At 71.8% G+C, this 22499-nt stretch carries 20 protein-coding genes and 2 pseudogenes; 9 read left to right on the top strand and 13 right to left on the bottom strand.

Annotation, left to right across the window (positions count from 1 at the left end; genetic code table 11):
- Positions 1-33: 33 nt before the first annotated feature.
- Together HUT12_RS17720 and HUT12_RS17715 are read right to left on the bottom strand one after the other, a co-directional pair.
- Positions 34-459: a 6-carboxytetrahydropterin synthase gene (locus HUT12_RS17720; protein ID WP_131057553.1), complete on the bottom strand. Its 426-nt coding sequence runs from the start codon at positions 457-459 to the stop codon at positions 34-36.
- A gap of 3 nt (positions 460-462) precedes the next feature.
- Complete coding sequence (locus HUT12_RS17715; RefSeq protein WP_176094087.1) at positions 463-1443, bottom strand: zinc-binding alcohol dehydrogenase; 981 nt, start codon at positions 1441-1443, stop codon at positions 463-465.
- A 93-nt stretch (positions 1444-1536) separates the two neighbouring features.
- Here HUT12_RS17715 and HUT12_RS17710 point away from each other — a divergent pair.
- Both HUT12_RS17710 and HUT12_RS17705 read left to right on the top strand, forming a co-directional pair.
- A pseudogene (locus HUT12_RS17710) lies at positions 1537-2241 on the top strand (CDP-alcohol phosphatidyltransferase family protein); the annotation flags it as partial.
- Between the two features lie 299 nt (positions 2242-2540).
- A pseudogene (locus tag HUT12_RS17705) lies at positions 2541-4118 on the top strand (sulfatase-like hydrolase/transferase); the annotation flags it as partial.
- 50 nt (positions 4119-4168) lie between these two features.
- Here the strand turns inward: HUT12_RS17705 and HUT12_RS17700 are convergent.
- The 4 genes from HUT12_RS17700 to HUT12_RS17685 all read right to left on the bottom strand — a co-directional run bounded on the left by HUT12_RS17700 (position 4169) and on the right by HUT12_RS17685 (position 8470).
- Complete coding sequence (locus HUT12_RS17700; RefSeq protein WP_236145905.1) at positions 4169-5197, bottom strand: TRM11 family methyltransferase; 1029 nt, start codon at positions 5195-5197, stop codon at positions 4169-4171.
- A 149-nt stretch (positions 5198-5346) separates the two neighbouring features.
- Positions 5347-6531, bottom strand: a complete 1185-nt coding sequence (locus HUT12_RS17695; RefSeq protein WP_176094084.1) for a snapalysin family zinc-dependent metalloprotease — start codon at positions 6529-6531, stop codon at positions 5347-5349.
- Between the two features lie 194 nt (positions 6532-6725).
- Complete coding sequence (locus HUT12_RS17690) at positions 6726-7370, bottom strand: response regulator transcription factor (protein ID WP_131054743.1); 645 nt, start codon at positions 7368-7370, stop codon at positions 6726-6728.
- Positions 7367-8470, bottom strand: a complete 1104-nt coding sequence (locus HUT12_RS17685) for a histidine kinase (RefSeq protein ID WP_217706023.1) — start codon at positions 8468-8470, stop codon at positions 7367-7369. Before HUT12_RS17685 ends, HUT12_RS17690 begins: the two co-directional genes overlap by 4 nt.
- Before the next feature lie 110 nt (positions 8471-8580).
- Here HUT12_RS17685 and HUT12_RS17680 point away from each other — a divergent pair, with 110 nt between their 5' ends.
- Together HUT12_RS17680 and HUT12_RS17675 are read left to right on the top strand one after the other, a co-directional pair.
- Positions 8581-9324: an ABC transporter ATP-binding protein gene (locus HUT12_RS17680; protein WP_176094083.1), complete on the top strand. Its 744-nt coding sequence runs from the start codon at positions 8581-8583 to the stop codon at positions 9322-9324.
- Positions 9321-10085, top strand: a complete 765-nt coding sequence (locus HUT12_RS17675; protein WP_131054741.1) for an ABC transporter permease — start codon at positions 9321-9323, stop codon at positions 10083-10085. Before HUT12_RS17680 ends, HUT12_RS17675 begins: the two co-directional genes overlap by 4 nt.
- A 97-nt stretch (positions 10086-10182) precedes the next feature.
- Here the strand turns inward: HUT12_RS17675 and HUT12_RS17670 are convergent, their stop codons facing one another.
- A complete protein-coding gene (locus tag HUT12_RS17670) occupies positions 10183-11202 on the bottom strand; it encodes an ion transporter (RefSeq protein WP_176094082.1) in 1020 nt (339 codons plus the stop codon).
- Positions 11203-11425: 223 nt separating this feature from the next.
- Here HUT12_RS17670 and HUT12_RS17665 point away from each other — a divergent pair, with 223 nt between their 5' ends.
- Positions 11426-12052 (top strand): hypothetical protein, encoded by a 627-nt coding sequence (locus HUT12_RS17665; protein ID WP_176094081.1) that lies wholly within the window; start codon positions 11426-11428, stop codon positions 12050-12052.
- Between the two features lie 347 nt (positions 12053-12399).
- Positions 12400-13194, top strand: coding sequence for an NPP1 family protein (locus HUT12_RS17660; protein WP_217706022.1), 795 nt, complete (start codon positions 12400-12402; stop codon positions 13192-13194).
- 18 nt (positions 13195-13212) lie between these two features.
- Here the strand turns inward: HUT12_RS17660 and HUT12_RS17655 are convergent, their stop codons facing one another.
- Genes HUT12_RS17655 through HUT12_RS17630 form a run of 6 tightly spaced genes read right to left on the bottom strand, consistent with a single transcriptional unit; the run spans position 13213 to position 19661 of the window.
- A complete protein-coding gene (locus HUT12_RS17655; protein WP_176094079.1) occupies positions 13213-14319 on the bottom strand; it encodes an endonuclease/exonuclease/phosphatase family protein in 1107 nt (368 codons plus the stop codon).
- On the bottom strand, positions 14316-15353 hold the full coding sequence (locus HUT12_RS17650; protein ID WP_131055504.1) for a glycosyltransferase family 2 protein: 1038 nt from the start codon (positions 15351-15353) through the stop codon (positions 14316-14318). Before HUT12_RS17650 ends, HUT12_RS17655 begins: the two co-directional genes overlap by 4 nt.
- On the bottom strand, positions 15350-16363 hold the full coding sequence (locus HUT12_RS17645) for a glycosyltransferase family 2 protein (RefSeq protein ID WP_131055502.1): 1014 nt from the start codon (positions 16361-16363) through the stop codon (positions 15350-15352). The genes HUT12_RS17650 and HUT12_RS17645 overlap by 4 nt, the downstream gene beginning before the upstream one ends.
- On the bottom strand, positions 16363-17328 hold the full coding sequence (locus tag HUT12_RS17640; RefSeq protein WP_176094078.1) for a UbiA prenyltransferase family protein: 966 nt from the start codon (positions 17326-17328) through the stop codon (positions 16363-16365). The genes HUT12_RS17645 and HUT12_RS17640 overlap by 1 nt, the downstream gene beginning before the upstream one ends.
- A 9-nt stretch (positions 17329-17337) precedes the next feature.
- Complete coding sequence (locus tag HUT12_RS17635) at positions 17338-18357, bottom strand: NAD(P)-dependent oxidoreductase (RefSeq protein WP_176094077.1); 1020 nt, start codon at positions 18355-18357, stop codon at positions 17338-17340.
- Positions 18351-19661, bottom strand: a complete 1311-nt coding sequence (locus tag HUT12_RS17630; protein WP_217706096.1) for an aspartate aminotransferase family protein — start codon at positions 19659-19661, stop codon at positions 18351-18353. Before HUT12_RS17630 ends, HUT12_RS17635 begins: the two co-directional genes overlap by 7 nt.
- Positions 19662-19950: 289 nt before the next feature.
- Here HUT12_RS17630 and HUT12_RS17625 point away from each other — a divergent pair, with 289 nt between their 5' ends.
- The 3 genes from HUT12_RS17625 to HUT12_RS17615 are packed head-to-tail and all read left to right on the top strand — an operon-like array spanning position 19951 to position 22492.
- The gene (locus HUT12_RS17625) at positions 19951-20940 is read left to right on the top strand and encodes a glycosyltransferase family 2 protein (RefSeq protein WP_254876868.1); all 990 of its coding nucleotides are present in this window, start codon (positions 19951-19953) and stop codon (positions 20938-20940) included.
- Positions 20937-21686, top strand: coding sequence for a polysaccharide deacetylase family protein (locus HUT12_RS17620; RefSeq protein ID WP_176094074.1), 750 nt, complete (start codon positions 20937-20939; stop codon positions 21684-21686). The genes HUT12_RS17625 and HUT12_RS17620 overlap by 4 nt, the downstream gene beginning before the upstream one ends.
- Positions 21686-22492 (top strand): BTAD domain-containing putative transcriptional regulator, encoded by an 807-nt coding sequence (locus HUT12_RS17615; RefSeq protein ID WP_131054066.1) that lies wholly within the window; start codon positions 21686-21688, stop codon positions 22490-22492. Before HUT12_RS17620 ends, HUT12_RS17615 begins: the two co-directional genes overlap by 1 nt.
- Positions 22493-22499 lie beyond the last annotated feature (7 nt).

Genomic DNA, 22499 nt, shown 5'->3' with positions numbered 1-22499 from the left:
TCGCCCGACGCGGGCGTATGCGGTACGACCACGTCAGGCGGCGCCCCCGCCGGACCCTCCGGGCAGTGACCGCTCGTAGGCGGCCCAGGCCACGTGCGACTCGTGCAGGGTCACGGTGATCCCGGTCAACCCGTGCGCGCCCGCGCCGAGCGCGCCGGCGGCCACCGCGTCGGCGAGCCGGTCGGCGATGGTCCTGGCCAGTACCTCGGTGGTGGTGTTCGTGCCGGCGAAGGCGGGCTCGTCGTCGAGGTTGCGGTAGTTCAGCTCGCCGAGCACGGCCTTGAGCTGGTCGGTGGCGAGTCCGATGTCGACCACGATGCCGTCGGCGTCGAGGTCGGGACGGCGGAAGGTGGCGTCGACCACGAACGTCGCGCCGTGCAGCCGCTGGGCGGGCCCGAAGACGTCGCCCCGGAAACTGTGGGCGATCATGATGTGGTCACGGACGGTCACGCTGAACACGGTCTACTCCCCGTCGTAGGTGATGAGATGGCAGAGCGCGGGCAGGCTGCCCCCGCTCAGTCGGTGCAGGACGTCGGGCAGCTCCGCGAAGGGCGACCGCCCGGTGATCAACGCGTCGAACGCCGGATCGGCGAGCAGGTCGAGCGCGAGAGCCATCCGGTCGGCGTAGCTGCGACTGCCGCCCCGGGCGGGGGCGACCGTGCCGACCTGGCTGCTGCGGACGGTCAACCGCCCCGAGTGGAACGCGCCACCGAGCGAGAGCTGCACCTGGCGGTCGCCGTACCAACTCAGTTCCAGCACGGTCCCCTCGGGCGCGAGCAGGTCCAGGCCGCGTTGCAGTCCGGCGGCGGTGGCGCTGGCGTGCACGACGAGGTCGCGTCCCCCGGTGGCGGTCTCCGGCGTGGCGAAGTCCACACCGAGCGCGGCGGCGATCCCGGCCCGGGTCGGGTCGGTGTCGACGAGTTCCACCCGTACCCCGGGGAAGCGGGCCAGCAGGGCGGTCACCGCGCAGCCGACCATGCCGCCGCCGATCACGGTGACCCGGTCGCCGACCAGCGGCGGCGCGTCCCAGAGCGCGTTGACCGCGGTCTCCACCGTGCCGGCCAGCACCGCGCGGGCAGCCGGCACGTCCTCCGGTACGACCGTGACCGCGACGGCGGGCACCACGTACGCGCTCTGGTGCGGGTGCAGACAGAACACCGTCCGCCCGCGCAGCCGCTCCGGCCCCTGCTCGACCGTGCCGACGCTCAGATAGCCGTACTTGACCGGGGCGGGGAAGTCGCCCTCCTGGAACGGGGCGCGCATGGTGTCGTACTGGCTCTCGGGGACCGCGCCGGTGAAGACGAGCGTCTCGGTGCCCCGGCTGACGCCCGAGAAAAGCGCCCGGACCAGCACCTCTTCCGGGCCGGGCGTCGGGAGGGTCACCGAGCGGATCTCACCACGGCCTGGCACGCTGAGCCAGAAGGCGCGAGCCGTTCGGGTCACCGAGTTCTCCTTTGCCTGGGTCCGGACCGAACCGATCCGTGATGTTTTCCGTACATCTCTGACAGGGTCGTCGATCATAAACACGGAGGCACGGTGTCCACAGTTCGAACCGGTCCGCAAATCGGGCTGATCGTTCAGATCGTCCTGCTGGCGGGGCTCGCCGCGACCGTCGGTATCGGGGTCGCCGGCTGGGTGGCCGGGCTCGCGTACGGCACAGTGACCTGCGCGGTTCTCGTCCGCGCCCTGCGCCGATCCGGCTCGGACCGGCTCGGACCCGCCGACTGGGTGACCATGGGGCGGGGGCTGCTGGTCGGCGGGGTCACCGCGCTGATCGCCGACGCGCTGATCGCCGGCCGCCCGGCGCCGGTGGTGGTGCTGGTCACGATGACCGCGGTGGCGCTGGCCCTGGACGCCGTCGACGGCAAGGTGGCCCGCCGCACCGGCACGGTCAGCGCCCTCGGTGCCCGGTTCGACATGGAGGTCGACTCGTTCCTGGTGCTGATGCTGAGCTTCTACATCGCCCCGTCCGTCGGCGTGTGGGTGCTCGCCATCGGCCTGATGCGGTACGCCTTCCTGGCCGCGAGCTGGGCACTGCCGTGGATGGACCGGCAACTGCCGCCCCGGTACTGGCGTAAGGTGGTCGCCGCGGTCCAAGGGATCATGCTCGCGGTCGCCGCGTCCCAGGTGCTGCCCGGGCCGTTGACCGCTCTCGTACTGGTGGCGGCGCTCGGCATGCTGGTCGAGTCGTTCGGGCGGGACGTCGGGTGGCTGTGGCGGCAACGCGCGCCTCGGATCGTACCCGCGGTGGTGGTCCTGCCGGCGCCGGTCGTCGCTCGCCGGATCGATCGGATCGAGGACCGCGACATGCCACCCGCGCCTGTCCTGTCGCTGCGCTGACCCGGGAGAAGCAGTTGTCGAACTCCGACCCGGCCCCCACGCCGGGCACCGACCACGCCCGCACCACCGAGACCGAGCGACCGGACCACGAGCCCGCGTCCCCGCCCGCACCGGAGACCGCCGCCGAGGCGGAGACGACCGACGAGCCGGCGGCGGCGCCCAGCCGGCGGCGGGCGGTGCTGGCCCGGGTGGTGACCGTGCTGGCCGCCGTCCTGGTGCTGGCCACGTTGACGCTGCCCAACCGGCCGTGGCAGTTGGAACCGGGCACGTTCCTGCGGATCCCGCTGGAGGCGCTGCTGCTGGCCGCGCTCCTGCTGGCGCTGCCCGGCCGCCCCCGCCGGGTGGTGGCCGCCGTCTCCGGCGTACTGCTCGGGCTCGTCGCCATGGTGAAGGTCGGTGACATCGGCTTCTACTCGTCGCTGGGGCGCCCCTTCGACCTGGTGCTGGACTGGTCCCTGCTCGGCCCGGCGTTCGCGTTCGTGGCCGAGTCGGTCGGCCGGCCGGGTGCCATCGCGATCGCCGCCGGGGTCGGACTGCTGCTGCTGGGCATCCCCGTGCTCACCGCGCTCTCCTCGGTCCGGCTGGCGGGGGTGCTGGCCCGCCACCGCACCGGCAGTACCCGGGCCGTCGTGTCGCTGGTGGTGGTCTGGGTGGTGCTCGCCGCCTTCGGGGCACGGATCGTGCCGGGCGTGTACGTGGCCGACTCCAACGCGACCACCCTGGTCCAGGAGCACGCCGTCGAGGTGTACGCGCGGCTGCACGACCGGGCCGCGTTCACCGAGGAGATCAACGTGGACCCGTTCCGCGACCTGCCCGGCGACCAGTTGCTGACCGGGCTACGCGGCAAGGACGTGCTGATCACCTTCGTGGAGAGCTACGGCCGGGACGCGGTCGCCGATCCGGACTTCGCCTCGATCCAGCGGGTCCTCGACGAGGGCGCCGGGCGCCTGTCGGCGGCCGGATTCACGTCCCGCAGCGGCTTCCTCACCTCGCCGACCATCGGTGGGGCGAGCTGGTTGGCGCACGCCACCCTGCTCTCCGGGCTCTGGATCGACAACAACCAGCGGCACCGCAACCTGCTCGCCACCGACCGGTTCACCCTGGGTGACGCGTTCCAGCGCGCGCAGTGGCGCACGGTCGGCGTGATGCCGGCGGTCAACCAGGCCTGGCCGGAGGGGGCGTTCTACGGGTACGAGAAGTTCTACGGCGGGCCCGACCTCGGCTACCAGGGGCCGAAGTTCGCCTTCGCGCCGATGCCCGACCAGTTCGCCATCCACCAGTTCCACCAGCGGGAGCTGGCCGCCCCCCGGGATCGCCCGGTGATGGCCGAGTTGGCGCTGGTCTCCAGCCACTCCCCCTGGACCAAGGTGCCGTCGGTGGTGGACTGGGACGACATCGACGACGGCGAGGTGTTCCAGCGCGGCATCATCGGCACCCCGGCCGCGCAGGCCCGCACCGGTTACCGGCACTCGATCAACTACACGCTGCGTACCCTCGTCTCCTACCTGGAGCGGTACGGCAACGACGACACGGTGATGGTCATCGTCGGCGACCATCAGCCGGCGCCGGTGGTGACCGGGGAGAACCCCAGCCCCGACGTACCGATCCACATCGTGGCCAAGGACCCGGCGGTGTTCGCGCAGATCGAGGACTGGAAGTGGCAGGAGGGTCTGACCCCGGACGCCGACGCCCCGGTCTGGCGGATGGACACCTTCCGCGACCGGTTCCTGACCACCTTCGGGCCGGGCAACTCCCGCTCCCAGGCGCAGGGCCGCTGACCTGCCCGTGGTCCCGCACCGACCGCTGACGGCCGGTGCGGGACCACGGATCAGCCGGGTTTGCGGGCGACCAGCACGTCGCGGACGATCGCCTGGTCGACCCGGTGGGACAGGGCCTGCCAGGGGCCCTCGTCGAGCACGTCGAGACCGGCGGCGGTCAGCCGCTCGGCGGCGGCCTCCCGCCGGGCCACGTTGGTGTTCCAGGAGATGCCGAGGGCACCGCCGGGGCGCAGCAACCGCGCCCATCCCGGCACGGCGGCGGTGAGCAGCGCCAGCGGGTCGCGGGCCAGACCGGTCTCGGCGGTACGGCTGCCGTGCTGCACCCCGTACGGGGCGTCGGCCACCACCACGTCGACGGTCTCCGGGCGGAAGAACTCCCCGACCCGGGTGGTGTCGGCGCTGACCACGTCCACGGTCTGCACGTCGCCCGCCTTCTGCGCCTCCTTCGAGGCGGCCACCTCGACCCGCAGCCGTTTGCCGACCACCTTGCGTTCCCGACGGACCGCCCCGGACTCCAGCACCCGGTGCTTGACCCGCTTGCGCTTGAGCCAGGTGCTGAGGAACGTCTGGTACGCCTCGAAGTCCTTGCTGTCGCGGTCCAGGCCGGCGGCGTCGAAGCCGTACATCATCGCCTGGTTGACGGTGGTGCCCCGGCCGCAGAGCGGGTCGAGCACCCGGAAGCGCCGGGTGAGCAGGTCGTCGGCCCAGGCCGAGGCGAGCAGGGTGACATTGAGCAACAGCTTGGTGAACTGCTCGTTGGTCTTTCCCGGGTACTTCTGGATGGTGATCAGGTCGTCGTCGAAGCGGTCCAGAGGCGTCAACGGCACCGGCCGCAGCAGGTCACCGACGAACCCGAACAGCGCGTACGCGCTGGACAGGTTGGCCAGCAGCGCGGCGTCCCGTTCACTCAGTCCGCCGTCGACCTCGAACGTGACGTACGGGACGCCGCCCACGGCGACCGTCTCCACAGCCCCGATCCGTCCACCGAGCACGCTGCTGCCGAAGATCTCCAGCTCGGCCCGCGTCAGCTCCACCGCCGCCCCCGAGTACACCCGGTTACTCGAAGGCAGGATCAACACCCCATACCGCTCCACAACCAGGCACTATCCCACGCCCCCGCTCCCCCCACCTGCACCCCGGCCCCCTGACGCGATCATGGAGTTGTGGTACCGCGTACGCCGCACCTCGCGGCCGTCCGGGCACCACAACTCCATGATCGCGGGACTCGTCAGACGGGCAGGCCGCCGACCTGGGTGTTGATCCAGGAACGGATGGAGGGGAGGTCACCGTAGATCGAGGGCGCGGTGGCGCAGGTGGAACTGTTGTTGCCGGCCCGACTGGTCGCGCCGATCACCTGCCACACGCCGTTGACCCGGCGCACCTGCGGGCCACCCGAGTCGCCGTAGCAGGCCCCGGCGTTGCCGTTGGTGTTGTTGGTGCAGATCTCGTACGGGCCGTTGATGCCGCTGCACCGGCTGTCGGCCACGATCGAGGTGTCCAGTTCGTTCGCCGTGACCGGCGCGGAACCGCAGCCACGCGGCGCGCAGGTCTGGCCCCAGCCGATGATGCGGGTGGCGGTGCCGACCGCGCCGGAGGTGGACGGGATCACCGCCGGCGCGTAGCTGACCGAGCTGGAGAGCTGGAACAACTTCACGTCGATGGTGGGGTGGTTGACGGCCCGGCTCACGCCGGCCACGACGCCGCCGCTGCTGCGGTTGACGCTGCCCACCCGCACCGACGAGGGGGTCGGGCAGTGCTTGGCGGTGACCACCCAGTTCGCCTTGATCAGCGTGCCGGTGCAGCCGGAGGTGTAGACCAGCCACGGGTAGTTCTCGGTGGCCGGCCGACCGCCGACCACGAAGGTGCCGAACTCCCCGTCCTCGGTCCAGGTGTACGACTGCGCCACGTCGGCCGTGCTGCGGCTGCCCGCGAAGAGCTGGTTGACCCGGCTGGCCTCGGCGGCACTGGGGTTGGCGTTGGTGCAGGAGACCGGGGCGCTGCTGCCGGACATCAGGTCCGAACAGAGCCCGGTACGCCGGTCGGGCAGCCCGAGGATGTGGCCGAACTCGTGGGTGGCGATGCGGGTGCGGTGGTAGCCCTGGTCGACGGCCTGCCACCCCATCCAGATCCGGCCGGAGCCCAGCCCGGTGACCTGCGCCCGGGGCCAGCCGGTGTCGACCAGGATGGTGACGTTGGCCGGCGTACCCGGGACCAGCCGGACGTTGCTGACCCGGCTGTTCCAGATCTGGGCGGCCTGGTCGAAGTTGGTCCGGAACTCGCCGGCCCGGCTGGCGTCGTAGTACACGGTCCGGGCCGCGGCGGCGCCGGTGGCGGTGACCACCTGCACGCCGGTCGCCGCCAGCACCGCCGCGAGCGCGGCGGTGGCCGCGCGCAGCAGTTGTCGTCGGATCATCAGGTACTCCCCTGCGGACTGCGCGGCGCGCCGATACGCCGCGATCGATGTGCGTGAATATTAATGGCCGCCTCCCGTCCGATGTCATCGCGAAAGCGTCATACCGCCCGGGAGCTGTTAATCGCGTGTCACGCGCAAGCAGGGGTCCCCTGCTAACGCCTGGTGCATAGCAGGGGACCCCTGCTTACCCGAGGTCAGTCGAGGAGGCCCTCGTGCAGGGCACGCAGCACCGCGTTCGTCCGGTCCCGCGCGCCGAGCTTGGTGAGGATGGTGGAGACGTGGTTCTTGACGGTCCCCTCCGCCAGGAACAGCACCTCGGCGATCTCCCGGTTGCTGTAGCCGTGCGCTACGAGCCGCAGCACCTCCTGCTCGCGTTCGGTGAGGCCGGGTACGGGCCCGGCGTGCGGCCCGGCCGGTGACGGCCCCGACCGGATCGCCCGCAGCATCCGGTCGGTGATCGACGGGGCGATCAGCGTCCCGCCGTCGGCGAGCGTGCGGATGGCCCGGGTGAGCTGGTCCAGCGTCACGTCCTTGAGCAGGTAGCCACGGGCGCCCGCGCGCAGCGCCGCCAGCACCAGCTCGTCGTCGTCGAACGTGGTCAGCACCAGCACCGGGATCTCGACCTCGGCGGCGCGGAGTCGTTCGAGCGTCCAGATGCCGTCGAAGCGGGGCATCCGCAGGTCGAGCAGGATCACGTCCGGCGTGGTCTCGGCGACGACCGCCAGTGCGGCCCGCCCGTCGTCGGCCTCGCCGACCACGTCGATGTCGGCGACCTCCAGCAGCCCCCGGATGCCCTGCCGGATGAGCGTCTGGTCGTCGACCACCACCACCCGGGTCATGCCGCCGGCACCCGCGCGGTCACCCGGAATCCGGTCCGCCCGTCGACGGCGATGTCACCGCCGAGCGCCTGGAAGCGTTCGCGTAGCCCCCGCAGCCCGTTGCCGAGCACCAGGTCCGGTGCGCCGTGCCCGTCGTCGCGGGCCTCCAGCACGGTACCCCGGGCGTCGGCGGTCACCGAGATCCACAACTCCCGCGCCCCGGCGTGCCGGATGGTGTTCGTGACGATCTCCTGGGTGGCCCGCACGAACGCCGCGCTCTCCTCCTCGTCGACCCGCACGGTCGGCGAGACGTCCACCGACACGTCGAGTCCCGGCAGGTCGCGGGCCATCCGCCGCAACGCCTGCTCCAGGTCGGGCGGTTCGGTCCGCAGCCGGCCGACCGTGGCGCGTACGTCGCCGAGCAGTTCGCGGGCGACCCGGTCGGCCCGTTCCACGTGGGTACGCGACGCCTCGCCGTCGAGGTGCCGGGCCGTCTCCAATTCCAGCGTCAGGACGGTCAACTGGTGACCGATCTGGTCGTGCAGCTCCCGCGAGATCCGCAGGCGCTCGGCGGTCCGGGCGGACTCGGAGAGCAGCACGCTCGCGGCCTGCAACTCCACGTGTGCCTCGGCCAACTCGCGGCGCATCCGCTGCTCGCGGAGCAGGGTGCTCGAACTGAGCAGGCTGGCCAACTGGATGAGCAGGTAGAAGCCGACCACCACGACCGCCTCCGCCGACCGGAGCGCGGTCGGCGGCAGGCCCACGGCGATCACCACGGTGTTGAGGGCGACGAGGACCAGCCCCACCTTCAGGGGCAGCAGGTACACACTGACCGCTGCGGTGAGCACCAGCAGCACCGGCAGCAGCCCCGTGTTGGGCAGTGCGAGAACCACCGCCCAGGACGCCAGCACGGCCACCGCGAACGCCCCGGTACGCAGCGGACCGGCCCGCTCGATGGCGAGCGAGGTGAGCAGCGCGACGAGGTGGAGGAGGAACAGCGCGATCCACAGCACCCGGGGGATCTCGGTGTCGACGGCCCCGAACAGCACGGGCGCGGCGACGCCGACCGCGACCACGAGCATGGCGATGCCGGACCACTCCTCCGTCCCGAAACGTCGCACGCCCCCACTCTAGGGCGGCCCGTGTCGGGCGCACCCGTGCCGGAAGTCATGCCCCCGGGAGGTGACTTCTGGGACAGGTGGCCAGGTCGGGGCGTCCGTAGCGTCGAGGCATGACCGATGCCGAACCGGCGATCCTCGCCGAGAACCTCGCCAGGAGTTACGGATCGACCCGGGCCGTGGCCGACGTGAGTCTCCGGGTCGACGTCGGGGAGGCGGTCGGCGTCCTCGGCACCAACGGAGCCGGGAAGACCACGGCGGTCGAGATGATCGCCGGGCTACGCGTACCCGAACGGGGGCGGGTACGCGTCCTCGGACTCGATCCCCGGGCGGACCGGCGGCGCGTACGGCAGGTGCTCGGGGTGCAGCTCCAGCACGCCTACCTGCACGGCGCGCTGCGGGTGTCCGAACTCGTCGACCTGTACCGCAGCTTCTATCCCGACCCTCGCCCGGCCGACGAGTTGCTGGACATGGTCGATCTGACCACGCACCGGAAGGCGACGTTCGAGAAGCTCTCCGGCGGCCAGCAGCAGCGGCTCTCGATCGCCCTGGCGCTGGCCGGCCGCCCCCGCGTGGTGATCCTCGACGAGTTGACCACCGGCCTGGACCCGAAGGCCCGCCGCCGCATGTGGGCGACGATCGAGCAGCTCCGCGCCGAGGGGGTGAGTGTGCTGCTGGTCAGTCACGCCATGGAGGAGGTCGAGCGGCTGTGCGACCGGGTCGCCGTCCTCGACGCCGGCCGGGTCGTCGCCACCGACACTCCCGCCGGGCTGGTCGCACAGACCGGCGCCGCCAGCCTGGACGACGCGTTCGTCGCGCTCACCGGCAAGGAACTCGACCTGGAGGAAGCTGCATGACCACCGTCGTCGCCCACCGACCGGGGATGCGGTCGCTGCTGACGTTGATCCGCTGCGAGGCGAAGATGGTCATCCGGGACACCCCCGGACTGGTCGTCCCGCTCTGCCTGCCGCTGTTGATCATGCTGACCAGCGCCGGCTCCGCGAACGAGCAGGAGGTCTCGGGCGGGCTGACCGCGCTGGACCTGTTCGTGCTCCCGCTCGTGCTCACCATGGTCATCGCGATCATCGGCATCATCAACATGCCGAGCTTCCTGGCCTACTACCGGCGCTCCGGCATCCTGCGCCGGCTCGGCGTCACGCCCGCCTCACCGGCGACGGTGCTGGCCGCGCAGGTGATCGTCAGCGTGCTCCAGTCGGTCGTCGGCATCGCCGCCGCCGTCGCGCTCGCCTTCCTGGTGTTCGACGCGAACGCGCCGGTCGACGTCGGCGCGACCCTCGGCGTGGCGGCACTGGCGATGGCCGCCATGTACAGCGCCGGCATGATCGTCGCGGCGGTCGCGCCCACCCCGAACTCCGCCGTCGCCATCGGCCTGGTCATGTTCTTCGTCCTCGGCGCCCTGGGCGGGATGTTCGGCGGACCGGGCTCGCTGCCGGGCCCGCTCGCCGACATCGGTCGCCTGTTGCCGTTCGGCGCCTCCGTGGAGGCTCTCGGCGCCGCCTGGGAGGGCACGCCGGTCGGGCTCGGGCAACTGCTCGGCCTCGGCGTGACGGTGCTCCTCGGCGCCACCGTGGCGGGCCTGCTGTTCCGCTGGGAGTGACCCGCCCCGCCGGGCGGCCCTGCCGCCCTGGAGCCGCCGGGCGGTCCCGGGGCGGCCGTACGCGGGGGCACCGCCGGCGCCGCGTACGGCAGCGCGGTCAGCGCCGCTTGCGGCGGTTCCTGGTCCGGGCCCTCCGCTGGTCACGAACGCTGCCCGGCGGCGCGGAGGCGGTCCCGGCGATGTCGGTTTCCCGGGCCCGCCGTGGGACCGGCGGCAGGACGAGCGTCCCGACCTCCGGCGCGGCGGTCGGCGGACCGACCGGGACCGGTTCCGGCAGCCGCCGCTCCAGGTCCGTGATGATCGCCTGTACGCGGGCCAACTGCTCCCGCACCGACGGCTCGTCCTCGGCGTGCCCGCCCGTCGGTCGACCGGCCCGCTGCGCGGCGACCTGCTCGTCCTGGTGCGCCTCCTGCAACGCGGTGAGCACCAGCCCGACCAGCAGATTGGTCAACAGGTAGCAGGCGGCCACCATGTAGGAGACGTAGTAGAGCACCGCCCACCCGGTGACGTCTCGGCCCGCCTGGAGCGTGTCGGTGATCCCGTCCAACGACAACAGCAGGAACAGCGTGAGCATGGCCTGGCCGACCGTGCCGTACTCCTCCGGGTAGGCGGCGCCGAACAGCATCCAGCCGAGCATCGCGTACCCGTACAGCAGCAACGCGGTGACCAGCAGGAAGCTGGCCAGACCGGGCAGGCTGCGCCGGATGCCCACCAGGATCACCCGCAGACTCGGGAAGAGCCGGAACGCCCGCACGATCCGGGCCAGCCGCAGCAACCGGAGCAGGGTCACGTTCTCCCGCACACCGGGCAGCAGCGGCGCGGCCACGATCACCAGGTCGAACACGTTCCACCGGTCCCGGAAGAAACCGGCCGGGGCGGTGGCGTGCGCACCGAACCGCATCAGCAACTCCAGCACGAACAACGCGATGCAGACGTACTCGACGGCACGCAGCCCGATGCCCACGGTCGCCACGACGTTGCCGTACGTCTCCAGGCCCAACGCCACCGCGTTGACGATGACCACGGCGAAGCTGGCCAGGTTGAACCAGGGCGCGCCGACGACGGCCTCGCAGCGCACGGCGAGCCGGCGCAACGGACCACGGACAGTACGCGTCATGCTACTCCTCGACCGGCTCACGACCGGACGGCAGCCTATGACATCCCGGGACAGGCCGGGCAGCCGGACCGGCCACATAGGACGGATCCCAGCTCACCACGGCGCGCCGCCGGAGACGGTCGCGCAGCGGCCCTCACGGCCACGCGATCGTGCCTCCCGGCCGTCCGGCGGGAGGCACGATCGCGCGGTGGGCGGCTGGACAGCCGCCCTTACGATCTCCGTCGTGTCCACCTCCGTCGCCACCGAGTTCGCGGGCTCCTGGACCGCCGGCCGGTCGGTCCGCCGCACCGCGCTGCTGCTGTTCCTCGGCGTCGCCGCCGTCGCGCTGAACACCGGCATCGGGTACGCCTCCGCAGGCACCCGGGTGATCCCGATCGTGACCGGCGTACTCCTCTGCCTGGCCTTCGCCACCGGCGTCCATCTCCTGCACCGGGCGAGTTGGCTGGCCCTGCTCTCCCTGCTGCCGGCCCTGTTCGTCCTCGTCGGCTCGGTGCAGCTCGCCCCGGACCTGGCCCTGGAGCAGCGCGGCGTCCGCCAGCAGGTGACGATCGTGGACGCCGAGGCCACCGGCAAGCGGCACACCTTCACCCTGCGCGGCGCGGCCGGCCCGCTCGACGAACCGCTCGTGTACCAGGGCAGTTCCCCCGGCTACCGGGTCGGCGACACGCTCACCGTGCTGACCGACCCGGAGGGACGGATCGCCCTGCGGGACGCCGACCGGGTCGACTCCGCCGGCAAGGTGGGCAGCCTCGTTCTCGGCGCCCTCGGCTGGGCCGTGATCGCCCTGCTCGCCGGCTGGCGCGGCCACGTCCGCCGCCGCACCGGCCGCCACGCGGGCCTGATCCTCTAGCGCGGGACCTCGGACCTGGCACGAACCCCGGACCCGGTACGAGGTGGGGAGATTTGTTGTCGCTGGAGCGACAACAAATCTCCCCACCTCGTCTGGAATGCGCTCCACCGCGGAGCAGGCAAGCGCCCACCGGAGCCGGACGGCTGGATCCCGCACGGCCGACACCGCGCACCGCGCCGGCATGGCACCCGGCAACCGGTCCGGCCGCTGTGGACGGACCCGCCCGACACCCACAAGTCAGCGAGGATTCCTCGCGTTTTCGTTGACGCACGCCACCGCACCGTGAGATACATGGCCACACGTCGATGGAGACGCCGGCCCGACGCCGCCGTCCGGAGAGGCGAGAGATGACACCGCACGCACACCCGCCGGTCCGGCGGCGTCGCCCCCTGTCCCGAATGCTGGCCGGGCTGGCCGCGCTCGCGGTCCTCGTGCCCGCCGCGCCCGCGTACGCCAACTCGCTGCCCAACCTGCCGCACCACGCGGGCGGCTACGAGTCGTCCTTCTCCCCCGCCTACGACTACGACACCGACGGCTGTTACGCGGTCTCGGCGATCAGCCCGGACGGCCGGATCAACGGCGGGTTGCGGACCACCGGGGCGATCAACGGCAGTTGCCGGGACCGGTCCGACCTGGACATGTCGCAGACGTACGCGCGGTCGAAGTGCAACAACGGCTGGTGCGCGATCGTGTACGCCAGCTACTTCGAGAAGGACCAGGCGGTGCACGGCAGTGGCCTCGGCGGTCACCGGCACGACTGGGAACACGTGATCTCCTGGGTCGACCAGGTCACCGACCGGGTCGAGTACGTGACCACCACTCAGCACAGCAGTCGACGCACCTACCCGCGCTCCCAGGTGCGCTTCGACGGCACGCATCCGAAGGTGGTCTATCACAAGGACGGCGCGTCGACGCACTTCTTCCGGCTCGCCAACGGCAACGACGAGCCGCCGGAGAACCACTACGGCACCTGGCACTACCCGCCGGTGGTGGACTGGCACGGCTGGCCCAGCCTGGATCTGCGGAACAGTCTGATGGCTGCCGACTTCGGCGCGGCCAGCATCAAGATCAAGGATGGGGCGTTCGAGTACCTGCTCGGCGTCGCCAAGCCCGCCGGCATCCCGTTCGACGCGTACGCCTGAGGGCGAGCGGCGACTCGCTCACCGGTCGCCCAGCGACACCACCAGCTCCTGGGTGCGGTGGTCGGAGACGCCCCGCGCGTCGCCGAAGCGGTAGGAGTGCACCCGGACCTGCGGCGAGGCGAGCGCCCAGTCGAGTCGCCACCAGTGCGGCCAGCCGGGTCGGGCCGCGAAGCTGGCCGGGTACGGCGTCGTCATGGCGTGGGCGGCGTCGCGCAGGCCGTCGGGCAGTTTACGCAGGTCGCCCATTGCCGGCGTGGTGTTCAGGTCACCGGCGAGCAGCACCGGATTCGGGTTGTCACGAACGTCGCGGGCCAGCGCCCGCCACTGCGGCTCCCGCTGGGCCCGTTGTTCCCGCAGAATGCGGTAGAAGGCGGCGTCGAAGGGGCCGTGCTGCGGGGAGAGCTGCACCGGCAGGTGCAGGTTGTACGCCGAGAGCACCCGCCCGCCACCCAGGTCCAGGTCGGTCCGCAGCGTCTTGTAGCGCCACTCGTCGCCGGCCGCCGCGACCTCGGGCGGCAGGCCGACCGGCTCCAGCGGTGCCTGCCGCAGCACCGGCAGCCGGGAGAGGGTGACCAGCTCGCCGACCACCACCACGTGGAAGCCGGGGAACTCGGCGCGCAGCCGGTCCAGCGTCGCCTGCGTCGGCCGGCCCTGCTCGAACCAGTACTCCTGCAACAGGTAGACGTCGGCGTCGGCGTCGCGCAGCACCTGGTACATCGTCTCGGTCTCGCCGCCGGAGTCCCAGTAGCCGGTGTTCCAGGAGAAGACGCGTACCGCGTCGGCCGGGGCGGGGCCGTCGCCGCCCTGCCACCAGCGCACGTTGGCGCCGCTGAGCCCGGCGCCGAGCAGCAACGCCAGGGCGGCGAGCACCGCCACCACACGACGACGGCGGCGGCTCATCACCGCGCCGGCCGCCAGCACCAGGGGCACCAGCAGGAAGGCCGGCGGCGGCACGGTGTCCACGGCGAGCCAGAGCCACCACCGCCCGCTCAGTGCCCGGTGCGCGACGGTGAAGGCGAGCCAGAGCCCGGCGGCGGCCGGCCACAGCACCGTCGGCCAGCGCCGCCGTACCGCGCGCCCGGGTGGCGTCGCGGTGTCGGCGGCGACCGGCGCGGCGGTGGTCACGCCGATTCCCACCGGGGGGTGCCGTCGATCGGGAACGAGGCGTCGTAGAGCTGCCGGAACGGCCGGGAGAGCAGCCACTGCGCGGCGCCGGTCGCCACCCCGGCCGTGATCGTCACGTTGACCAGGAAGTGCAGCCCGGCGAAGCCGAGCAGGAACAACGGCCCGTGCCGCCGCAGGACGAAGCGGTACATCCCGGCGTCGCAGGCCAGCGACGCGGCCAGCAGGGCCGCCGGCAGCACCGCACCCCACGGCCCGAACAGCAGCGGTACGACCAGCGCCGGCAGGGCGAGGAACGCGGCCAGGCTGCCCCATGCGCGGGAGGCGGTCTCGAAGCCCTTGCCGAATCGCCGGGCGCGGGCGTACAGCGGAATCCGCAGCCGTCCCCGGTGGAACAGCTTGCGCAGCAGTCCGGGCAGCTCGTGGTCGTGGTCGTGTCGGCCGCGTACCTCGGAGGTGAGCAGCATCCGGTACCGGCGGGTCAGCCGGTAGCCGTAGTCGACCTCCTCGGTCTGCCGCAGGGCCGGGTTGAAGGGCCCGATCTCGTCGTACACGGCCCGGCGGATCACGCAGACGGCGGGGAAGAGGAACGACACGTCGCCCTCCGAACTGATCGACCAGTAGTGGTACTGGAGCCCACGGTAGCGGGAGACGAGCGTGTCGTGGATCAGCGGCTCGGCGTCCTGGATCCCGCAGACCGCACCGACATCCGGCGCGTCCCGCAGGAGGCGCACCGCGTGGGCCACCGCGTCGGGCGCCAACGCCAGGTCGGAGTCGACGTAGCAGATCAGCTCGCCCCGGGTGTGCGCGGCACCGACGTTGCGGGCGGTCCCACAACCACCGTTCGCGCCGGTGCTGACCACGCGTACGCCGAGCGCCTCGGTCACCGCGACGGACTCGTCGGTGCTGCAGTCGTCGACCATCAGCACCTCGATGTTCGGGTAGGTCTGGTCGAGCACCGAGCGCAGGCAGAGGTCCAGGGACTCGGCGTAGTTGTAGTTGGGCACGATCACCGAGACCAGCGGAAGGGCGTTCATCGGGTGGCGACCTCCGGGCGGTCGTAGAGCCGACGGAACCGGCGTGAGGTCAGCCAGGCCAGCACACCGCAGGCCGCGGCGACCGCGATGACCAGGTTCAGGAAGAAGTGCATCGCGACGAAGTAGACCAGGAATCCCCAGCCGCGTTCGGCGCGGACGAAGCGGTACATCGGCAGGTCGCCGGCGACGAAGGCGGCGAACGCGGCCAGCGGCACCACCAGTGCCGCCGGGCCGAGCAGGACCGGGAGCACGAGGGTGAGCAGGGTCAGCGGGGCGGCGATGCTGACCCAGGCCCGGGGGCCGCTGCGCAGTCCGCCGGGGAACTCGGGTTTGCTCGCGTACATCGGGATGTGCAGCGCCGTGCGGGTGAACACCTTGCGGATCAGGACACCGAGTTCGTGGTCGTGGTCGTGCACACCCCGCACCCTCGGCGACAGCAGGATCCGGTAGCGCTGCGCGAGCCGCATGCCGTAGTCGGCGTTCTCGGTCTCGCGCAGTCGGGGGTTGAACGGGCCGATCTCGGCGAACACCCGGGCCGGCACGGCCAGCAGCGCGGTGTAGAGCGTCATGATCTGCCCCTCGTCGGCGATCAGCCAGTAGGACTGCTGGAGGCAGCGGTACTCCTCCAGCAGGCTGTCCCGGATCAGCGGCACCGGATCGTAGTTGCCGCACACCGCCCCGATCTCCGGGTCCGTGGTGAGCAGGTCGACCGCGTTGGCCACCGCGTCCGGGCGGGCCGCCACGTCGGAGTCGACGAAGAACAGGATCTCACCCGCCGCGACCGCCGCGCCGAGGTTACGGGCCGCGGCCGGGCCGCTGTTGCTCGGCGTCCGCACGACCCGCGCGCCGTGGGCCTCGGCGACCGCCACCGAGTCGTCGGTGCTGCAGTCGTCCACCACGATGATCTCCAGGCGCGGGTACGTCTGTGCCCGCAGGGAGTCGAGGCAGAGCCGCAGCGCGCGGGCGTAGTTGTAGTTCGGCACGATGACCGACACCAGGGGAGGGCTCATCAGTCCATCCAGGTCAGCAGGTGGGGATAGCGGGCGTTGATCTGTGCCACGGCCAGCACGACGCCGATCAGCACGGCACAGCCGACGATCGTCCGGTCGCGCAGCAGGATCCGGATCGGGTCGCCGCCGGTCCGCAGCACCAGGACCGCCTGGAGGTAGCGGAACGCGGCCAGCAGCCCGAGGGGTACGACGAGGGCCAGGACGGCCGGCGGGTAGGCGGCGATCGGGGCGTCCAGGTGCAGGTAGAGCAGGAAGGTGGTGCCGGCCAGGGAGGTGGTCAGGCCGAGCAGGTGGTCGGCGAGCAGCAGGTTGTAGCCGTGCAGCGCAGGCCGGTGCGGCGTGCCCAGGGCGGACAGTTCGTGCCGGCGCTTGCCGAGGATCAGCACCAGGCAACCGCTGAACACGGCGGTCAGCAGCAGGCTGGCGGGGACCGTCTCGGTGGCGGCGTACCCCTGGAGGACGCGCAGCACGAAGCCGGTGGAGACCACGCAGACGTCCAGCAGCGGCAGGTGCTTGAGCCACCGGCTGTAGGCGGCGCTCAGTGCCAGGTAGGCGATCAGCGGCCACCAGGTCATCTCCGGCCCCGTGACGGTCACCGCGACCAGTCCGACCGCGAGCAGCACCGCGTACGCCCAGGCGACCGGGACCGGGACGTGCCCGGCGGCGATCGGGCGGTGTTGCTTGTCGGGGTGCGCCCGGTCCAGGTGGCGGTCGGCGATGTCGTTGAGCACGTAGATCACCGACGAGGCGAGCGTGAACGCGCCGATCGCCCACAGGCACCGCCACAGCGACGACGCCGTCCAGACCGGGGTGTCGACCAGGGCGAGCGGAACGGCCAGGAGGTTCTTGACGACGTGACCCGGTCGGGCCAGGACGAGGAGGTGGCGTGGCAGCAGGAGCGGGCGTACGACCCGGTCGGGGGCGACCGGGGCGACCGGCTCCACCACGGTCTCGGCGGCGGTCATCGCGGGCCGTCAGAAGAAGATCTTCGCGGCGGCCAGGGCGCCCTGCCGCCACGGATCGCGGCTGGTCCGACCGTCCCGGGCCGGTCGGTGATGCTGCCGTTGCGCCCGCCACCACTCGTAGGTGCGCAGGATGGCGTCCTGGTTGGACAGCTTGGGCCGGAAGCCCAACCGGTCCCGGGCCTTGTCGGTGCTGACGTACGAGTCGGCCATCAGCTTGTGCAGCAGGCGCCCGTAGACCGGGGAGAGTCGGCTGCGTTCCAGCAGGCTGAGCGCGGCGAGTGCGGGCCGGGCGGGCAGCGAGACCACGCGTCGGCCGTGACCGGCGGCGTCCAGGACGGCCTGGAAGTCCTCGCGCAGTGTGCCGAACTCCTCGGCGGCGAGGTTGTACGTGTCGTTGGCGACGTCGTCGGCGGCGTGCAGGACGGTGACCACGGCGTTCACCAGGTCGTCCACGGCGAACATCTGGATCCGCACGTCGCCGCGACCGAGGACCGGGAAGTGGCGCCCTTCCTCCGCCCACTCGAAGAGCATGGCGAACAGTCCCATCCGGCCGGGGCCGACGAAGGTCTTGGGCCGCAGCACCGCCACCGGCAGGCCGTCCGCGCGGTGCCGTTCGGCGATCTCCTCGGCGGCGGCCTTGGCCGCGCTGTAGGTGTCGACCGGACTGCGCGGGTACGCCTCGGTGGTGGGCACCTGCTTCGGCAGCCCGTACACGGCGGTCGAGGAGACGTGCAGGACGCGAGCCACCCCGGCCCGGCGCGCCGCGTCGAAGACACCGCGCGTGCCGTCGACGATGACCGACCGGATCTCGTCGGTCGGGTAGCTGGGCAGCGCCGCCGCGCAGTGGATCACCACGGTGGCGCCGGTGAGGGCGCGGTCCAGCAGCGCCGGGTCGCGGATGTCGCCGACGTACCCGACGGTGGGTTCCGGTCGCAGGTCGACGCCACGGACCTGGTGTCCGTCGGCGGCGAGACGGTCGGCCAGCCGGGAGCCGAGCATCCCGGCGGCGCCGGTGATCGCGATCACCACAGCGATCCCACCTTCTGCGTGACGAACCGGGTCACCAGTCGGGTCAGTCCCTGGTCGAGCACCTCACCCAGGGCGTCCACGGCCCGCTGCGCGTCGGCCGGCTCGGTGACGAGCGACGGGCCGACGACAAGCGGGTTGCGGCCGTTGAGTGTGTAGTAGGTGAAGATGTCGTGGTCGCGGTAGAGCGCGTTGATGACGGCGCAGGTGACCAGCTTGGCCTTGAAGCGGGGGTCGCGGGCCACACCGGCCGGGGCGAGCCGGCCCACCAGGTCGAGGATCCGGGGTCCGCCGTCGATGTGCACGCCCCAGAGCGCCCCGGCGCCGGCCACCCGGCCGACCGCCTCCGGATGCTCCTTGGCCAACCGGTGCAGCCCCGGTTCGAGGACCCGTTCCAGCGCCCGCGCCCGTGCCGGGTAGTCGTCCTCCACCACGATGTTGATCGCCTCGATGGCGGTGACGCACTCCTCCCCCATGCCGTAGTAGGTGGTGCTGGTGCTCTGCAACAGCGCGTCGGTCAGATTGTCGTACGCCTTCCGGAAGACCGGCTTGCGGGCGACGAAGGCCGATATGGACGACTTGCCGCCGCCGAACGATTTGCTGGTGGTCAGCACGTCCGGTATCAGATCCGGGTAACGCATGAAGTAGAAGAGGCTGCCCGTCTTGCCCCAGCCGGTGTAGATCTCGTCGAAGATGAGTACGATGTCGTGTCGGTCGCAGAGTTCCCGGACGCCGCGAAGGAAATCTTCGTCGCACCATTGAATGGTGGAGGCGCTGAAAGGTTCGACGATCAGGGCGTACACGTCACCCGCATGCCGCTCGATAGCGGACCGGACGGATTCCAGATCCCCGTACGCGAATGGGACGATTCCCGGAATTGTCGGAAAGTTGAAGTGCGGCTGTCCGGTGAGCCCACCGGAACCGAGCAACTTCCCGTGGAATCCGCAGTCCGCGCGAAGGATGGTGCCCCGTCGACCACCGTGGTACTTGTAGGCCAGCTTCACCGCACCCTCCACCGCCTCGGCGCCGGAGTTGGGCAGGAACGACATGGACAGATCGCCGGGCAGCAGCTGGGCCAGGTTGTGGCCGAGCGCCGCGAGGTAGGGCGAAAAGTACGTCTTGTGCACCTCCATTCGCCGACGCTCAGCGAAGCGTTGCCGGGCCGCCACGATCCGTGGATGGTTGTGGCCGTGGTTGAGCACCCCCACCCCGCCGGTCAGATCGAGGACGCGCCGGCCGTCCCGCAGGGTCAGGTAGGCACCCTCGGCCTGCTCCACCAATTCCCGACCGAACCCGAACGACGTCATCAGATTGACCTGGCTCGCGTTCACGTACCGCCGATAGAGGTCGTGCACCTCGCGAACGGTGAACCGCTCGCATTCCTCGACACTGACGAGATTGGGCATGCCGCGACGCTATCTATTGGTCCGTGATCTTTCCTGGACCGAGGCTGGATGCAACCTTGACTACGCAAGGCAACCCTTGCCACGGCGGGTGGGGCATGGATAACTTGGTCAAGGCGCAACACAATTGCCGCCGGTCAATTCATCTGCACATTAGCCAACACTCGTTGAGGTGCCCGTCATGCCGCCGACGGTGTCGGTAATCGTTCCCACCCACAACAGCGCCAAGACCCTGGGTGCGTGCCTCGCGGCGGTGCACCGACTACGGCACCCGGTGACCGAGGTCATCGTGGTCGACGACGCCAGCACCGACGACACCCGGGCCGTCGCCCGGCGGTTCCCGTGCCGGCTGCTGGTCACCGACCGCAACGCCGGCCCGGCCGCCGCCCGCAACCGCGGCATCCGGGCCGCCACCGGCGACCTGCTGTTCTTCCTCGACTCGGACTGCGCCCCGGAACCCGACGCCCTGGGCAACGCCCTGGCCGTCCTGCGCGAGCAGCCCGACGTCGCCTGCGTACACGGCATCTACGCGCTGGAGCCGCTCTTCGACGACGGCCCGGTCGAGGCGTACCGGCTCACGCACGGGCACCACTGGCGGCTGCGCCACGTCGGGCGGGTCCGCACCACCCTCTTCGCGATCTGCCTCATCCGCCGCGAGGTCTTCGACACGGTCGGCCTCTTCGACGAGAAGCTGCGCGCCTCCGAGGACGTGGAGATCGGCGACCGGATGGGCGACCGGTACGGCATCGTCCTCACCGACACGGTGGTCTGCCGACACGACGACGACAGCCGACTCGGGTCGTTGCTGGCCAAGCAGTTCCGCCGCTCGCAGATGCTGATTCCGGTGGCCCTGGCCGAACGCGGACCGGCCGGGATCCGCGCCAACAGCGCGGCGGGCCTGCTCACCGCGGCGGCGGTGCCGGCGACGCTGCCGACGGCACCGCTCACCGGCGGGTGGCCGGTGCTGTCGCTGCTGTTCCTCGTCCTGTTCACGGTCGCCGAGCCCGCGCTGCTGCGGTTCGTGCTGCGTCGACGCGGGCTGCCGTTCACCCTCTTCTTCTTCGCCGTGCACCTGCTGGTCCAACTCGCCGTCGTCGGCGGCGCCGTGGTCGGCGGGATCCGTCACCTCACCGACCGCGACTTCGGGCCGAGCCGGGCCACCGCGGCGAAGACGTCCCGATGAGCGCCCGCCGAGGACCCGTCACCCGACTCGGCGCGCACCTGCACGCACAGGCGTTGCACTACCTGCTGTTCGCCTATCGCGGCGGGCAGACACTGCGCCGTCACGCGGCCCCCGGCAGCCCGCGCTGGCCGGCGTTCGGCCTGGCCGGGGCGGAGGTCGCCCTCACCGTCGACGACGGGCCGCACCCGCAGTGGACGCCCGCCCTGCTCGACCTGCTCGACCGGCACCGGGTACGCGCCACCTTCTTCCTCATCGGCGACCGCGTCCGGGAACACCCGGACCTGGCCCGGCGGGTGCTCGCCGCCGGTCACCTGATCGGCAACCACTCCCGCTCGCACCCGCAGCCGTTCGCCGCGCTGTCCCGACCCGCGATCGTCGCGGAGATCGCGCAGACCCAGCGCGACATCGAGGACGCCACCGGGGTGTCGCCGCGCCTGTTCCGCGCGCCCGGCGGCAACTGGTCGCCGACCGTCCTGCGGACCGTCGCCGAGCTCGGCCTCACTCCTGTCGACTGGACGGTGAACCCCAGTGACTGGCGTCGTCCGGGTGTCGCGCGGATCGCCCGCACGCTGTCGCGTACCCGGCCCGGGCAGATCATGCTCTGCCACGACGGCGGTGGCGACCGGTCGCAGACCGTCGCCGCCCTGGCCGAGGTGTTGCCCGGGCTTACCGCCCGTGGGCTGCGCTTCGTCACCGTCCCCGCACACGTGACGCCCCGGCCGCGCCGGGTGGGAGAAGGCCCCTGATGTCGCAGAGTGAACTGTCCATCCTGCTCCTGGGTCCGGTGCGGGCCCGGCGGGGAGACACCGTCCTGTACCTGGGCACCCCCCGGCAGCGGGAGGTCCTGGCGGTGCTGGCGATGCGCAGCGGCATGGTGATGTCCGTCGCCCAGATCGTCGAGGCGATCTGGGTCGGTCGGCGGCCCGACTCGGTGGAGAACATGGTGCACACCTACATCGGCCGGCTGCGTCGGGCCCTCGAACCACCCGGAGACCGTCCGGCGGTGGCCCGGGTGCTGCGCTCCACCCGACCCGGCTACACCCTCGACGTACCGCCCGACGCCGTGGACACCGTCCGCTTCGAGCAGGACGTCCGCCGGGCCCGGGCGGCCCGCGCCCAGGCGGACCTGACCGACTCGCTCTACCTGTTCCAGGCCGGTCTGGCGCGCTGGTCGGGCCGGGCGCTGCACGAGGCCACCGGCCCGCTGGCCGAGGCCGAGCGGATCCGGCTGACCGAGCTGCGCCAGGACGTCCGGGAGGAGGTGACCGGCGTACGGCTGCTGCTCGGCGACATCGAGAACGTCGTCGCCGAGCTGCGCTGGATGCTGGCCGAGCACCCGATGCGGGAGCGGCTCTGGGAACTGCTGCTCATCGCGCTCGGGCAGACGTCACGGCGGGCCGAGGCGCTGACCGCCTTCCAGGACGCCCGGACCACGCTGGCCGACCGGCTCGGCGTCGAACCGGGACACCGCCTCCAGGACCTGCACCGCCGGCTGCTGCGCAGCGAGCCGGTGACGGTGTGGCCATGGTGGGAGCGGCGCGTGCCGGTGTAGGCCCGGT

The sequence above is a fragment of the Verrucosispora sp. NA02020 genome, assembly GCF_013364215.1.
In the GTDB taxonomy this organism is placed as follows: Bacteria; Actinomycetota; Actinomycetes; order Mycobacteriales; family Micromonosporaceae; genus Micromonospora.
Note: the sequence above shows the minus strand (reverse complement) of the source record. Positions and strands in the feature narration are given on the sequence as shown.

Bases quoted from the DNA above. Each gene is read 5' to 3' on its own strand.
- HUT12_RS17650 (WP_131055504.1), bottom strand. From the start codon at position 15,353: ATGAACGCCCTTCCGCTGGTCTCGGTGATCGTGCCCAACTACAACTAC.
- HUT12_RS17690 (WP_131054743.1), bottom strand. From the start codon at position 7,370: ATGACCCGGGTGGTGGTGGTCGACGACCAGACGCTCATCCGGCAGGGC.
- HUT12_RS17675 (WP_131054741.1), top strand. From the start codon at position 9,321: ATGACCACCGTCGTCGCCCACCGACCGGGGATGCGGTCGCTGCTGACG.
- HUT12_RS17640 (WP_176094078.1), bottom strand. From the start codon at position 17,328: ATGACCGCCGCCGAGACCGTGGTGGAGCCGGTCGCCCCGGTCGCCCCC.
- HUT12_RS17670 (WP_176094082.1), bottom strand. From the start codon at position 11,202: ATGACGCGTACTGTCCGTGGTCCGTTGCGCCGGCTCGCCGTGCGCTGC.
- HUT12_RS17615 (WP_131054066.1), top strand. From the start codon at position 21,686: ATGTCGCAGAGTGAACTGTCCATCCTGCTCCTGGGTCCGGTGCGGGCC.
- HUT12_RS17695 (WP_176094084.1), bottom strand. From the start codon at position 6,531: ATGATCCGACGACAACTGCTGCGCGCGGCCACCGCCGCGCTCGCGGCG.
- HUT12_RS17645 (WP_131055502.1), bottom strand. From the start codon at position 16,363: ATGAGCCCTCCCCTGGTGTCGGTCATCGTGCCGAACTACAACTACGCC.
- HUT12_RS17620 (WP_176094074.1), top strand. From the start codon at position 20,937: ATGAGCGCCCGCCGAGGACCCGTCACCCGACTCGGCGCGCACCTGCAC.
- HUT12_RS17630 (WP_217706096.1), bottom strand. From the start codon at position 19,661: ATGACGTCGTTCGGGTTCGGTCGGGAATTGGTGGAGCAGGCCGAGGGT.
- HUT12_RS17680 (WP_176094083.1), top strand. From the start codon at position 8,581: ATGACCGATGCCGAACCGGCGATCCTCGCCGAGAACCTCGCCAGGAGT.
- HUT12_RS17660 (WP_217706022.1), top strand. From the start codon at position 12,400: ATGACACCGCACGCACACCCGCCGGTCCGGCGGCGTCGCCCCCTGTCC.